The 14,988-nt window shown below is 35.7% G+C and carries 14 protein-coding genes; 2 read left to right on the forward strand and 12 right to left on the reverse strand.

Going from position 1 to position 14,988, the window contains the following annotated elements:
• The first annotated feature begins 153 nt into the window (after positions 1 to 153).
• On the forward strand, positions 154 to 3,453 hold the full coding sequence (locus QWY78_RS10175; RefSeq protein WP_290219471.1) for an FIDD domain-containing protein: 3,300 nt from the start codon (positions 154 to 156) through the stop codon (positions 3,451 to 3,453).
• Position 3,454: 1 nt separating this feature from the next.
• Here QWY78_RS10175 and fmt read toward each other — a convergent pair whose 3' ends face one another.
• The 5 genes from fmt to folK form a co-directional block, all read right to left on the reverse strand.
• On the reverse strand, positions 3,455 to 4,402 hold the full coding sequence (gene fmt / locus QWY78_RS10180; protein ID WP_290219473.1) for a methionyl-tRNA formyltransferase: 948 nt from the start codon (positions 4,400 to 4,402) through the stop codon (positions 3,455 to 3,457).
• A gap of 44 nt (positions 4,403 to 4,446) precedes the next feature.
• The gene (locus QWY78_RS10185) at positions 4,447 to 6,354 is read right to left on the reverse strand and encodes a RecQ family ATP-dependent DNA helicase (protein WP_290219475.1); all 1,908 of its coding nucleotides are present in this window, start codon (positions 6,352 to 6,354) and stop codon (positions 4,447 to 4,449) included.
• Positions 6,355 to 6,441: 87 nt separating this feature from the next.
• Complete coding sequence (locus QWY78_RS10190) at positions 6,442 to 7,887, reverse strand: OmpA family protein (RefSeq protein ID WP_290219477.1); 1,446 nt, start codon at positions 7,885 to 7,887, stop codon at positions 6,442 to 6,444.
• Positions 7,888 to 7,958: 71 nt separating this feature from the next.
• Positions 7,959 to 8,864: an OmpA family protein gene (locus QWY78_RS10195; protein ID WP_290219479.1), complete on the reverse strand. Its 906-nt coding sequence runs from the start codon at positions 8,862 to 8,864 to the stop codon at positions 7,959 to 7,961.
• A 211-nt stretch (positions 8,865 to 9,075) separates the two neighbouring features.
• On the reverse strand, positions 9,076 to 9,489 hold the full coding sequence (folK, locus tag QWY78_RS10200) for a 2-amino-4-hydroxy-6-hydroxymethyldihydropteridine diphosphokinase (RefSeq protein ID WP_290219481.1): 414 nt from the start codon (positions 9,487 to 9,489) through the stop codon (positions 9,076 to 9,078).
• A 21-nt stretch (positions 9,490 to 9,510) separates the two neighbouring features.
• On the opposite strand from folK, the gene sppA reads away from it, so the two are divergent.
• Positions 9,511 to 11,265: a signal peptide peptidase SppA gene (gene sppA, locus QWY78_RS10205; RefSeq protein ID WP_290219483.1), complete on the forward strand. Its 1,755-nt coding sequence runs from the start codon at positions 9,511 to 9,513 to the stop codon at positions 11,263 to 11,265.
• 59 nt (positions 11,266 to 11,324) lie between these two features.
• Here the strand turns inward: sppA and QWY78_RS10210 are convergent, their stop codons facing one another.
• From QWY78_RS10210 to QWY78_RS10240, 7 genes are all read right to left on the reverse strand, one after another.
• Complete coding sequence (locus QWY78_RS10210) at positions 11,325 to 11,579, reverse strand: GlsB/YeaQ/YmgE family stress response membrane protein (RefSeq protein ID WP_290219484.1); 255 nt, start codon at positions 11,577 to 11,579, stop codon at positions 11,325 to 11,327.
• A 152-nt stretch (positions 11,580 to 11,731) separates the two neighbouring features.
• On the reverse strand, positions 11,732 to 12,685 hold the full coding sequence (gene ftsY / locus QWY78_RS10215) for a signal recognition particle-docking protein FtsY (protein ID WP_290219485.1): 954 nt from the start codon (positions 12,683 to 12,685) through the stop codon (positions 11,732 to 11,734).
• Positions 12,686 to 12,794: 109 nt separating this feature from the next.
• Positions 12,795 to 12,950 carry a DUF4295 domain-containing protein gene (locus QWY78_RS10220; protein ID WP_290219486.1) on the reverse strand — a complete coding sequence of 52 codons (156 nt, stop codon included), beginning with the start codon at positions 12,948 to 12,950 and terminating at the stop codon, positions 12,795 to 12,797.
• Between the two features lie 19 nt (positions 12,951 to 12,969).
• On the reverse strand, positions 12,970 to 13,152 hold the full coding sequence (gene rpmG / locus QWY78_RS10225) for a 50S ribosomal protein L33 (protein WP_290219488.1): 183 nt from the start codon (positions 13,150 to 13,152) through the stop codon (positions 12,970 to 12,972).
• Between the two features lie 6 nt (positions 13,153 to 13,158).
• On the reverse strand, positions 13,159 to 13,398 hold the full coding sequence (gene rpmB, locus QWY78_RS10230) for a 50S ribosomal protein L28 (protein ID WP_290219490.1): 240 nt from the start codon (positions 13,396 to 13,398) through the stop codon (positions 13,159 to 13,161).
• A gap of 115 nt (positions 13,399 to 13,513) precedes the next feature.
• The gene (proC, locus tag QWY78_RS10235; protein WP_290219492.1) at positions 13,514 to 14,317 is read right to left on the reverse strand and encodes a pyrroline-5-carboxylate reductase; all 804 of its coding nucleotides are present in this window, start codon (positions 14,315 to 14,317) and stop codon (positions 13,514 to 13,516) included.
• A gap of 3 nt (positions 14,318 to 14,320) precedes the next feature.
• The gene (locus QWY78_RS10240) at positions 14,321 to 14,977 is read right to left on the reverse strand and encodes a hypothetical protein (protein ID WP_290219494.1); all 657 of its coding nucleotides are present in this window, start codon (positions 14,975 to 14,977) and stop codon (positions 14,321 to 14,323) included.
• Positions 14,978 to 14,988 lie beyond the last annotated feature (11 nt).

The following is a 14,988-nucleotide window of genomic DNA, read 5'->3' on the forward strand; positions in this document are numbered from 1 at the left end:
TTAAAAATAGTAAAAAAGTTATTTCCGAAAATTTTTTTTGAGCTTTAAGGGCTCAAAATTTTTCAGAATAACTTTTCAACTTACACAGTTAGTGGGACACTACCTCTATATTCTTTATTTTTTGCTTTATTTTTTCTTTTCTCATCCGCGCAGATGGATACCGAACATTGGTTTGCCCCCATGGCAGGAAGTCCTGGTACGAATGGGTCTTTTCAGCCAGAGAGTTACCTCTATTTATCTACCAACGAAACCATTCCCTTTCCGGTAGAAATCTATAATAACAACGCGCTATACACCACTGTTACCATCTCGAAAGGAAGTCCACAAGTGGTTGATATTCCTTTTAATTTTATGATGACCGTGCAGAGTAACGATTTATTCACCTCTGTTCCTATGGGTTTACACCTGAAAGGAAACAAAAAATTCTTTGCAAACTATCGTTTTTCTGTTCCTAATCATGCAGAAATTATTACCTCTAAAGGTTTAGCCGGAGTCGGAAAAAACTTTTTCGCAGTGATGGCTCCTGTGACTGCTCCTAAAGGATTTGTAAATGCAACTATAGGAATTATTGCTACGGAAGACAATACTTCGGTAACTGTTTCTGGCTATGATCCTGGGATTATATTTGCTGATGGAAGCAGCAGCCCCACCAAGTCCTTTTCGCTCAATAAAGGGCAATCTTATATTCTAGATGCGATTAGTGACAGCAATCCCAGTACTAATCAAACCGGCTTAATTGGTGCGAAAATTACTGCTTCCCAACCTGTTGCGGTGACTAATGGTAATTTTAATGGAATCTATACCAATGAAAACTTCAGCAATAATGATATTTTAATGGATCAGTCAGTTCCGGTAGAAAGGTTGGGGAATGAATTTATTTTGGTAAAAGGCAATGGCCCTTCCACCAACAATATGGAATCTGCTCTGATTGTCGCTACGGAAGACAATACGCATATCACCATAAATGGCGTAGATTCTGGAGTGGTTCTAAATGCTGGTAAATACCAAGTTTTTGGGGTTAATAATTATGTGGATCAATTAAAAGATCACTACAACATGAGTATTTCTACCACGAAAAATGTTTATGTATATCAGCTTTTGGCGGGAGTTTCCACAGGAAATGTATACGCAACCGGTGGTTTTAATTTTATACCAGCGCTCAGCTGTTTCTTACCAAATAAAATCGATGAAATCTCATCAATTAATCAGATTGGTTATGAAAGCTACAATGCAAAATTAAATATCATTTCTGAAAAGGGCGCATCAGTATCGGTGAATGGAACTGTACTTTCTGGTTTGCAAGGTCCTTTTCCAGTCAAAGGAAATGCCAATTGGGAAACCTACACTGTTTTAAATGTGAGCGGAAATATTACGGTCAACTCTACGAAATCGGTGACCGCGGGAATCGCTGCGGGAAATGGTGCGGTAGGTTATGGTGGTTATTTTGCAGGATTCAGTTCGGTTCCTGTAATTTCAAAAACAGGAGATTGTTATTCGGGAGTTCTTTTACAAGTTGATGACTCTTACGACCAGTATCAATGGTATCTTAATGGCGTTGCAATTCCTGGTGCGATCTCCTATTTTATTAATCCAGATCTTTATGGTGCTGGTTCATATACTTGTATCATCACCAAAACAAATTGCGATACCAAGTTAACTATGCCCTACGAATTTTCGCTTTGTCCACCGATTTCCACGGCGACATTTACGATCGGTTCTTGTAATACAGTTACGATTACTCCAAAATTCAGCACTTCAACACAAGTTATTATCCCTGCAAAAACAAAGGTCACCATTAATCCTTCATACGGCACCGCCCTTGTAAATGTAACAACTGGTCTTATCACTTATACTCCACAACCTAATTTAGCAACCGATATTTCTGATTCTTTTGTTTATTATATTGAAGGAAATGGGACGCCAGAAGATACCGAATATTTTAAAGTTCTCCTACATATCAAAGTTCTTAAGGTACAAGATCGCACCCTTCGGGTCTGTCCGAACCCTGATGGGACGGGAACTTTCAATTTAAACTTAGCGAATATATCTTCCGATCCCACTGATACCGTTCTCTATTATACCGATCAAGCATTAACGGACCTTATAACCAATTTTACGGCTTATAATTCGTTGGCTACAAATGTTTATGCCAAGATAACTTCTTCATTTGGATGTTCTGCGCAAGCCAAAATTACTTTAGAAATAACGAGTGCTCCAATTCTCGATGTGAGTAATTACAACGCTAACTTCTGCGACAACCTATTTGCTGGAAGTATTCCCATAAAATTTTCAAATATTTCTCCGCTTATCATTACTAATTTTAATAGTTCATTTATCGTGAAGTATTATTTAAATCAAACGGATCAACAAAGTGCTACAGCCAATTTCCTGCCAGATAACTGGTCTTTTTCTGCAAATACTACTGTTTATATAAGAATAGAAAATACGGCTGGCTGCCAGGTTGTTTTTGGGCAAATAAATTTCACCATCGGAAGTAAAATACCATTAATTAAAAATCCTATAATCGATGCAGTTTGTGATAATGAGCTTCTCGGAAATGTTTCCGTTCATCTTATTGATTATATTTCACAGTTTAGCACAGATGCCGCCACAGTTCCTAGTTTTTACAATACTGAAATTGACGCGAAAAAGAAGCAAAATGAAATTTCAGCCAATCAAATTTTAACGACCACCAAAACTTTCTTTATCCGGTTTGAAAGCACTTCTGCTTGTCCCAATATTGGAACGTTAACAGTTAACATCCGATCCCCAAGGAAATCGTCAGTTTTAGCAGATGTAAAAATTTGCCCAACGTTGACCGTGCCTTTAGATGCAGGTTCTGGATTTGATTCCTACCAATGGAATACCGGAGAAGTTTCGCAAACCATCACTGCGGGCGTTGGTGCATACTATGTGGACTTAGGTGCAAACTGTTGTGTTTATAGGCAATTTGTAAATGTTTCTGCCGCCGAACTCCCAGAAATAACCAGCATTGATGTCACTGGAAATAACGCAACAATTTTTGTGACTGGTGGAAATCCTCCTTACCAATATTCACTGGATAATATCAATTTTCAGGCTTCTAATGTTTTCTCGAATATCCCAAGAGGTCTCCGTAAAATCTATGTGAAAGATGCCCAAAATTGCGAAACTATTACCAAAGAATTTCTTATAATTAATTTAATAAATGTGATTACGCCCAATGCTGATGGTAAAAATGACATTTTAGATTATTCAGATTTAAGCATCAAGAAAGAGGTGAAAATAGAAATCTATGACCGCTACGGAACGCTGGTTTTTCTTTCCCAAAAAACACCTTATATCTGGGATGGAAAAATGAACGGCCGGATTCTTCCAACAGGAACTTATTGGTATATTCTCAACTGGGTGGAGCCGGACACTAATTTACCGGTTTCTTACAAAGGCTGGATTTTGCTGAAAAACAGAAATTAGTTTAGACCATAGAAATGTGGTCAAAATGCTGAAAACCATTTAAAAAATCTTTAATAGACATTCTTTTTTTTCCTTCCAGTTGAACTTCTTCAGGATAATAAAACCCATCTTTCGTGTGAATTTTAAATTGATGTTTGTCTATTTCTAAAGTTCGTGGCTCTTTATCATGAGCAGCTTTTTCAAATTTTCCTTTATATATTTTTAAATATTTTTCATCTTCTCCAATTTTAAGAATTGTAAATGCTGCAGGATAAGGAGACATACCTCGGATGAAATTGTGAACAATTTCAGCATTTTGATTCCAGCTAATTCGAGTATCTTCTTTAAAAATTTTAAAAGCATTTTTTGGGTGTTTCACTTCTCGCTGCGGTTTTTCCTGAATGCTATTTTCAGCTAAACCATCTAAGGTCTTTACCACGAGTTTCGCGCCCATCTCCATTAATCGGTCATGCAATTCCCCTGCATTTTCTTCTGGAAATATTTCGATTTCCTTTTGTAAAAGAATATTTCCTTCATCAATCTTTTCATTAATAAAGAAAGTGGTAGCACCGGTTTTTGTCTCACCATTAATGACGGCATAATTAATTGGTGCCGCACCACGATAATCTGGCAGCAAAGATGCGTGTAGATTAAATGTTCCGATTGGAGGCATTTCAAATAAAATTTTTGGCATCATCCGAAAGGCTACCACGACAAAAACATCAGCATTGAGTTTCCTAATCGATTCTAAAAATTCTGGATCTCTCAATTTTTCTGGTTGAAAAACGGGCAAATCGTTTTTTACGGCAAATATTTTAACTGCAGATTGATGAATTTTTTGTCCACGGCCACTCGCTTTATCAGCAACTGTTACCACGCCAACAACTTCGTGCGTTGACTGATGAATCGCTTCTACTGATGTTTTTGCAAATTCTGGCGTTCCGAAAAATATAACTTTTAATGATTTCATTGAATAGATGGTTTGATAAAATTTAAATAAGAATCAGATTATTTTTAATCATGATTATAGCAGTACGTTCTAAAATTGAGCATTTTCACTTGACCTGAATCGAGTAAATGAATAAGATTTTCTAAGATATTTTCTTTCAAAAAATAATTGAGTTTAATCGATATTTCTTCCACATTTGCAGGAGCCACTTTTAAAATCTCTAAAATTTCGGTCGACACATCCCGTCCGAAGACGGTTTCTTTTTGCTTCTCACATACCGAACAGTGCCCACAATTTTTCGCATTCTTCTCACCAAAATAAGATAAGATGAGTTTCATTTTGCAAAACTCATCATTCTGGACAAAGAATTTCATCTCTTCCCATTTCTGGATTTTGTTTTTTTGTATTTGGGCGAAGAGATTCCAATATTTTCCTTCAATCGCTCGCTGATCACGATGCTTCAAAAACTTAACGCTCGACAACGCCCCATCTATATAATCCAGATAGCCCTGGTGCTGTAATTCGCGCAGTCGCTCTTTTACCAAATGAGGATCAGACTCGATTTTTTTGCTTAAGGACTTTTCGCTGAACATTACTTTATGCGTGGTAAGGCCTGATAAATTTCGCAGTAAAATTTCGATAAAATAGGCATCTTTTTTGGCAAGCAAATCAATTTCATCAGGTGCAATTTTGAGTTCCAATGATGAAAGAGCGTTTTGGGAATTATAATAAATAATTTCTTGGTGATGTAAGAAATTAAGAACATTTCTAATTTTGGCTAATGAAACTTTGGTGAAATTTTGAATTTTTTGAATATGGAGTTGAAAAATATTTTCAGGCAAATCACTTTCGGCAATTTGAAAAGTGGAATACAAATAGGTAACAATATTTTGAAACTCTAATTTTGAGGGAATTTGATTAATTAAGATTTGGTCAAAATTCTTTAATTCCTGTTCATTCCAAAATAGAAATGCATAAGAGTCTGCACCATCACGACCTGCGCGCCCAATTTCCTGATAATAATTTTCTATAGAAGGAGCTGGCGAAAAATGCACAATAAAACGCACATTATCTTTGTCGATTCCCATACCGAAAGCATTTGTAGAAATTAAAACTTGATTCGGGCTTTTGAGCCAAAGATTCTGTTTTGCATTCTTTTCTTTCGCTGGAATCCCCGCATGAAAAAAATCGACATTAGTAATTTGATTACGGTGTAGGAACATCGATAGTTCTTCTGCTTCTTTTCGAGTTCGTACATAGATAATTCCCGAAGCGTTATTATACTTCAAAAGATTTCTGATTCGGTCATATTTATCTGAAATTTTATCCGATACTATTTTAAGGTTATGTCGTCTGAAACTTTTTTGAAAAACTTTAGGGTTTTTAAGATTGAGTTTAACCTGAATTTCCTGCAAAACTTTCGGAGTTGCAGTTGCGGTCAGCGCCACACAAGGAATTTTATCCAGTTGCGTTCTAAAGGTTTTTATATGCTGGTAACTGGGTCTAAAATCTTGTCCCCACTCAGAAATACAATGCGCTTCATCTACCGCTATAAATGAAATTTGAATTTCTTCTAGATTCTGTAGAAATAAACGATTTGTTAAGCGTTCGGGAGAAATGTACAATAACTTGGTTAAGCCATCTTTGCAGCGGTTGAAAATGATTTCTGCATCAAACTCATCCAATTCAGAAGAGAGATACTCGGCTTCAATACCCAGGTTTTTCATTTGATACACCTGGTCTTTCATTAAGGCTAAAAGTGGTGAAATGACTAAGCATGTACCTTCTAAAATTAAAGCTGGAAGCTGATAACATAGTGATTTGCCACCACCAGTTGGAAGTAAGGCCAAAGCATCTTGACCCGAGATAATTGTGTTGATAATTTCTTCTTGCGAATCTCGAAAGGTATCATAACCCCAAAAATGTTTTAAGGTTTGCTTTTTTAGTTTTTCAAAATCTTGGTGAGAAATCATGGAGTAAAATTACAGAAACAAATTTCATTATACAAAAAAGCCACGATTACCGTGGCTTTTTCTCTAGTATTTAAATGCTTTAGATGATTATTTTGCTTCAAAATAAACCCTTCTATTCGCTCTGTTTTTCCATTCTGGACATTTGGTAGCTGGATCACATTCTGGGTATTTAAGGTCTTTCTCACCTCTTCCGATCGAATTTAATTTATCCGCTTCTACTCCGTTTTCAATGAGATAGTTTTTCACACTATTTGCTCTTCTCTCTGACAATTTTTGGTTATAAGCGTCAGAAGCTCTCGTATCCGTAGCTCCAATAACAAGATAAGAACCTGTAGAACTATTAATATAATTTACCGCATTGTTAAGGATTGGGGTATTTGATGGTAAAATTCGGTCAGAATTTAAATCAAACTCAATTCCTTCTAATGTTCTGGTTTCATCTGTAACAGTAGAAGTTGTATTGGTAGGGCAACCGTTGTTTTCAACTGGACCTGGCACGGTAACACACTTATCATATAAGTCGATTACACCGTCTAAGTCAGCATCTAAAGCAACTCCTGCTCCATCTACTCTTGCACCTGCAGGAGTATCAAGTTGACGATCCCAATCATCACAAACCCCATCATTATCAGCATCTCCTTTTTTACAAACTTCAACATCTTGGTTTTTATCGGCCAGAACATCTAATTTATAATAAATTTCTTGGAGTGGGTCATGCCAGAAAAGGTGTGATTCATGTTTTCCTAAATTTAATGTTGCTCCTAAAGTCACATTAATTAAGTTATCAGAAGGGTTATCATTCACTTTTCCATTGTAAGAAGCGCCACCTGCGCCATCGAAAGTATCATCGCCTGTTAGCACATACATTCCTCTTGCTTCTAGATCTAAGGATTTTGTCGCTCTAAATTTCAGACCTGCTCCTGCTTGACCAAATAAACTGTTGAATTTAAATGGTTTAATCTCCTCCACTAAACTTTGATTATATGCTGGACCAGCGTCTTGGCGGTAGGCTCTATATGCTAATGTACCAACTCCTGCATATCCATGAAGTGCCCACCTAAATGGGGAATGATTATCAACCCTTCTCAAAAGATTTGAAAAGTTAATATCACCCAAAACAGAAATTGCATCATACTGAGTTCTAGCTCCATCACCAGTCGGGGAGGCTACCTTATCTTTTGTATTTACAAATCCTTGTCTAGATTCTCCTTTGTCGTATTGTAGTTTTAATCCAAAAGCGTGAGTAATTGCTTTATCTACGCTCAAATATGCAGACCAACCAAAAAGGTTTTTTCCTGCACCGTACCCTTTGATTGAGGTAAGGTCAGAAGATTGCATTAATGGTACACCTGCACCAGCAGAGACTGCCCAATCATTAAATCTTTTTGACTCCTTTGTAAAAGGAGATACATTTGCTGAGTTTGATGTATAAGGATTAGGATAATTAGCAGTAGAACTAGTAATAGAATCCTGCGCAAAAACCGCTGTGGGCAATACGAGCGCTAGTGCGATACTTGTTAAATTTAGTTTCATATTTTTGTTATTTTTTTATTGAATAAGAGGTACTAATTGATGTTTAAAACAACACTTTTTTTTCCTTCTTTTTATTTTGAATTCGTTGGGCAACCATTGTTTTCAACAGGACCAGGAACCGTTACACATTTATCATATAGATCGATCACTCCGTCTAAATCAATATCTAATGCCACACCTGCGCCATCTACTCTCGCTCCAGCAGGAGTGTCAAGTTGTCTGTCCCAATCATCACATACGCCATCATTATCCACATCTCCCTTTTCACAAACGACTAGATTGTTTTCCGAATTGGCTAAAACTTCAATTCTATTATTAATATCTTGCATAGGATCAAACCAGGTAAGATGCGTATCTTGCTTTCCAAGTTTAAATGATAAACCTAAGTTGATTGTTAGCATATTATCCGAGAAACCAGATGAGATTGCGTTATATTTTGGAACACCGTTTTTCCCAAACCCACCTCCATCAAAAGAGTCATCTCCTGAAATGATATACATGGCTCGTGCTTCAATGTCAAACATTTTAGAAGCATTAAATTTCAAGCCAGTTCCAACTTGATAAAAGAAAGTATCTAACCCTATTTTTTGCTCAATCTGGGTAGGAATTCTTTTTGGAGAGGTACTATACCGAGACATATCGTTATCAAGTAATAACGTATCATATCCTTGTAAACCAACACCGCCATAACCATGAAGAGCCCACCGGTATGGTGAATTATTGTCTACTCGACGTAAGAGATTTGAAAGATTAATATCCCCTAGAATAGAAACCTGTTGATATTTTGTATAGGCAGTAGCGACGCCCGCGGCTACACCTGCAGCCCCTGGCAACAATGCTTTTTGATTGGTTTTACCCATCTGAAACATTAAGCTGAGACCAAAAGTATGACTTATTTGTTTGTCTAAACTTGCGTATGCATTATATCCAAAATCAACCTTACCATCATAGAAAGAGGTTACGTCTGCAGAATGCATAAAAGCACTCCCACCTCCTACGGATACAGACCAATCACGAAATAACCTCGATGTATTTTTAAACGGATGAACATTTGCAGAGCCCGATGAGTAAGCATTGGGGTACTCTCCACTCGTATTTCCAACCGAAGATCTATCTTGAGCATAGAATGCTATTGGCAGAACCAGTGCTATTAATAAATTTAATTTCATATTATTGTTTTTAATGTTCTTAAAGTACATTTAACAATCTTCTAGAAAAATCACGTTGATATAAATGCTTTTGATGGGGAATGGTTAATTCCTTACAATAGAACTTAAGATGACCAAAACTGACAATATCAATATCGATTATCCTATCTTGGTATTCTCCAGAAATCAATGTATCATCGTCCCTACCCATAGCTCTCTCAATTAATTTTATATTTCTTAAGAGTTTTATAGGAGAAAATTGTGTTTTTATTACTAGTGCAATATTACAAAAAATATTATTACTGACAAATTCCACAGGGCTAGTAAATAAGATTTCACTACTTCTTAAAATCCGCCCAATATCTTTTTCAATTATACTTAGTGCCATTTCGATATTCTCTTTTGTATTTCCTAAATTACTCCCGAGTAACAAAGTGACTTCATGTTGCGACATATTGTGGAAATGTATATAATTATGAAGAGTTTTTTTAAAAATGTTTTAGCAAATATAGTGGCAATTATTATTATAGCCGCAGTGTTTTCACTGTTTTTTATAATGATTATTGCGGCAAGTGCGTTAAGTGGTGATCAAAAACCAACGATTAAAAACAACACAGTGCTTACACTTGATTTTAAAACAAATATCATCGACAGCCCTACGGAAGACCAAGAGAGCCTTTTTTCTTTTAGTGATCAACAGAAAAATATTTTGATTTTTGACATGCTCGATGCCATTAAAAAAGCGAAATCAGATGATAAAATTAAAGGCATTAGTATAGAAACGGATGGAATTAGTGCCGGATTCACCCAATTAGATGATATCCGTGCTGCTTTAGAAGACTTCAAAAAAAGTGGAAAATTCGTTTACGCCTACGGAAATGTGGTTTCACAATCTGCTTATTATTTGGGCTCTGTCGCAGATCAATACTTTCTAAATCCAGCAGGTGGAATAGATTTGAAAGGTTTGGCGACTGAAGTATTGTATATGAAGAATTTCGCTGATAAATACGGAATCGGAATTCAAATTATTAGACATGGGAAATATAAATCTGCCGTAGAACCTTACATGAGAGATGACATGTCACCAGAAAACAAAGAGCAACTTTCAACGTTGTTGAATGATATATGGTCTGTAAATTCTCAAAAAATTGCCAAATCTAGAAAAATAGATTCCACTCAATTCCGCACGGTTGTTGACAGTCTTTATGGAGCGATTCCAGAATTAAGCCTGCAACACAAATTGGCAGATCGGCTAGTGCAGAAAAGTGAATACGATCTAATGATTAGAACAAAATTAAACCTAAAAGAGAAAGATAAATTACTTAAAGTATCGTTTAATAAATACATTAAATCTTATCAAGACTCCTCTGCTAAAGATGAACAAATTGCAGTACTCTATGCATCAGGAGCAATCTACAACGGGGAAGGATTTCAGGATATTTATGCAGATAACTTCGTGAAAGAAATTAAAAAACTTACGAAAAATGATAAAGTAAAAGCCGTGGTTCTTAGAATAAACTCTCCTGGTGGAAGTGCAAACGCATCTGATGAAATCTTGTTTGAACTGCAACAGTTGAAAAAGAAAAAGCCAATTATTGTTTCATTTGGTGATTATGCCGCATCTGGTGGATACTACATTGCAATGGCCGCCGATAAAATTTATTCTGAGTCCAACACCATAACCGGATCAATCGGGGTTTTCGGAATGATTCCTTATTTTAAAGAAGCTGCAAATAAAAACGGATTAACTTCCCACGCGGTTACTACCAATGCAAATTCAAATATGTATTCGCCCATCAACGGTGTTACGCCAGGTGGTGTTGCGATTCTGACAAAAAGTGTAGAACAAACATATAAACGATTTGTGCATTTTGTGACAGAAAACCGTAAGAAATCATTTGAGCAAATTGATGAAATTGGCGGTGGACGTGTTTGGAGCGGAACCCGCGCAAAACAGATCGGCCTAGTTGATGAGCTGGGAACACTGAATGATGCCATTGCTTTCGCCGCCCAAAAAGCCAAAGTGAAAGAGTACAGCATTACCAGTTTCCCGAAGAAGATGACGCAGTTTGAGCAAATCTTTAAAAATTTAGATGAAGATGAAATCTCTGCCCGATTTATTAAAAATAAGATTGGTGCAGAAAACTATAAAATGTTTGAACAAATAACCAATCCAAAACTACAGGAAGGTGTCATGATGAAAATGCCGTTCGACCTCAAAATAGATTAAAATTAAAAACAAAAAATCCCGCTCTGAAAATTCAGATCGGGATTTTTTTAATTTTTTATCTATCCTCGTTTGGTAGCCATTGCGTAAATCCACAAAACAAGTAAGGCACCAGCTACAGCTAGAAAAATACTCCCAATGTTGAATCCTGTTACATCTCCTAACCCTAGTAGTTGACCAACGAATGCTCCAACGTAAGCACCGACAATTCCTAAAATAATTGTCATCAGCCAACCCATTCCTTGGTTACCCGGCATAATTAATTTTGCTAAAGCTCCTGCGATAAGACCAAAAATGATCCAAGTTAAAATTCCCATCGTTTAAAATTTTTAATGTTAATATTTAGTAATTATTTGCTTTAAAATATCAAACATAAGACCAAAATGATTTAAATCATAAAAACAGATCGAAATAAACCATCATTGAATATCTACAATGCATCTATCTACCCTTCAAATAGGAAGCAATTTTATCGTTTTTTAAAGAAAGAATCAACGAATTCCGCTCCATTAAACAATTGCAAATCCGTCATTTTCTCACCAACTCCGATGTACTTTACAGGAATTTGAAACTGGTCAGAAATACCAATCACCACGCCACCTTTTGCAGTTCCATCTAATTTTGTTACTGCTAACGCATTTACTTCCGTTGCCGCAGTAAATTGTTTGGCTTGCTCGAAAGCGTTTTGACCCGTAGAACCATCCAAAACCAAAAGAATCTCGTGAGGAGCCTCTGGAATAACTTTCTGCATTACCCGTTTGATTTTCGTCAATTCATTCATCAAGTTTACTTTGTTGTGTAAACGACCTGCAGTATCTATAATTACAACATCGGCCTGATTTGCCACCGCACTTTGAACCGTATCAAATGCGACAGAAGCAGGATCACTGCCCATATTTTGCTTCACAATAGCCACACCCACTCTTTCACTCCAAATCGTTAATTGCTCGGTAGCAGCCGCTCGGAAAGTATCTGCGGCACCAAGAATCACCTTTCTTCCTTCGGATTTAAACTGGTGAGCTAGTTTCCCTATCGTTGTTGTTTTTCCCACCCCATTTACGCCAACAACCATAATTACATAAGGCTTTTTTGTCTCATCGATATTGCCACTTCCAGCAAGCGGATTTTCCAAGAGCAAACCTGTGATTTCTTCGCGCAGGATCTGATCAAGCTCATCGGTGCCCACAAATTTATCACGGGCAACACGCTGTTCGATTCTTTGAATAATTTTAATGGTCGTACTGGCGCCTACATCCGAGGCAATGAGGATTTCTTCAAGGTCATCTAAAACATCTTCATCAACGGTACTTTTGCCGACAACTACTTTCGAAATTTTATCGAAAAAACCTTGACTCGATTTTTCTAAACCTTTATCTAAAGATTCTTTTTCCTCCTTTTTAAATATTTTATTAAACCAACTCATTCGTTACATTACAAATTAAAAATTACAAAAAATTGCCACTGGCTAACAAAGATAAAATAAAAAAACTATCCAATTAGGATAGTTTTATATATTCTCGTGTGTGCTGAAATTATTTTTTCAAATAAGAATCAACTTCATCAGCGTTCATTACTTTCTCATCGAAAACGTAAGCTCCAGACTTAGGAGACTTCACCATTTTCACAACTTTGGTCATTTTTTTTGAACCTGCACCACCTTGTAGGGTTGCTACTACTTTTTTTGCCATTTTTTATTGCTTTAAAAAATTACTTAATTTCTTTGTGAACTGTATATCTCTTCAAAACAGGGTTGAATTTTCTCAACTCTAATCTCTCGGTAGTGTTCTTTTTATTTTTAGTAGTGATGTATCTTGACATTCCTGCTACTCCGGTTTCTTTGTGCTCTGTACACTCCAAAATCACCTGTACTCTATTCCCTTTTTTTGCCATGATTTCTTATTTTTTAATGAGACCACTTCTGGTTCCTCTTACAATTGCTTCTTCAATTCCTATTTTATTGATAATTCTCAATCCATGAGCTGAAACTTTTAAAGTTACAGATTTCTCTTGCTCTGGAAGGTAAAATTTCTTTTCCAATAAGTTAATTTCAAAACGACGTTTCGTTTTGTTATTAGCGTGAGAAACATTGTTTCCTACCATGGCACGCTTTCCTGTTATTTGGCAAATTCTTGACATATCTCGACGTTCTTATTTCTGAATAAATATTTGAGAGTGCAAAATAACGAAGAATTTTTCAGTTAGACAAATAATTTTGAAATTTATTCTAAAGTTTTTTGCAAATAATCTAATCTTAATTGCTCAATTCCTTCGAGCGATTTTCGGCCGCCAAAATTCCTTTTCTTAAAGTTTCTTTTAAATGATTTTCTTCGAAAGTTTTCAACGCTGCTTCTGTTGTTCCGCCTTTTGAGGCCACATCTTTAATGAGTTCTTCCAAACTTTTTTCAGAATTATTGATGAGATGATATGCTCCTAACATCGTTTGTTTTACAAAAAGTTTTGCAAGATTCTCATCGATTCCCATTTCTGTTCCAGCTTTAATCATCGCATCTACGATATAATAAAAGTAAGCAGGACCACTTCCAGAAAGTGCGGTAACACCATCTAACAGATTTTCATCTTCTAGATAAACAGAGCGACCTGTAGAATTTAGAAATCTTTCTATTTGCATTAAATCTTGAAAAGAAATTCCTTCTGCAGCAGTATAACCCGTAATCCCCATACCTAATAAAGTAGGCGAATTTGGCATGGCTCGAACCACTTTTTGATGATTGAATAATTTCTGAATTTTCTCGATTTTAATTCCCGCCATAATCGAAAGCAACATCTGATTCTCATTAAATTGTACTGAAATATTTTCTACAACAAACGCAAAATCTTGAGGTTTCACCGCAAGAATCACCAAATCTGCCGCGATTTCTTTCAATTCTTCAAAACAAGAAACTTTCGAACCCGGAAATTCTTTCGAAATTTTTTCGATCTTATCTTTTTTCCTTGTAATTAAATGAAGATTTTCTGCTTTGATGAGTTCATATTTCAAAAAAGATTTTGAAAAAGAGACGCCCATTTTTCCGGCACCGAGAACTGCTATTTTCATATGTTAAATATGTGAGGTGCTTAAATATGCCTTTTTCAACATTCGTAATTCTTCTTTTTCCTCATTTAAAGTTAAGGTATAATCTTCGATGATTTTTTGTGCTAATTCATCAGATTCTAAAATCAAATCATTACGTTCTTTGAGTTTTTTTGTAATTCTTGCAATGTAAAGCATAATTAAAGAAATAAACAAAAGTAATATTCCTATAAAAAAGATGATGCTTTTATAATCCTCATTTGCTTTTTCCACCATCGTTTTAACAATACTATTATTGATAATTTTATCAATTTGTGCTGGATTTTCATATTGAAGTTTATTGTAAAAAATTTCCTCTGAAATATGACTTGTAACTTTATTTAAAGTTTCCTGCTCTTCTTTTAAATTTTTCTCGGTGAAAGAATCTACTACTCCATTTTTATATTTATCTGCAATTATTATATCCGGTTTTACAAATGCAATCAACGCCATTAATAATAAAGCAACAGAAAATAACATCAAAAAAAATCGCTTGAAATAATAGTAAAAACCTTGAAAACTTTTTTGCAAATACGACGCATTGAGGTTTTCTTCTATTTCTTCAATATTTTTCTTCCGTTCTTCTAAAACAAATTGTCTTTTTTCCTTTGCATTAATAATGCTTTGAATTTCTAATGAGTTCATCCTTTATATTT

Origin of the sequence: Kaistella yonginensis (assembly GCF_030409525.1) — a bacterium.
Lineage (GTDB): Bacteria > Bacteroidota > Bacteroidia > Flavobacteriales > Weeksellaceae > Kaistella > Kaistella yonginensis.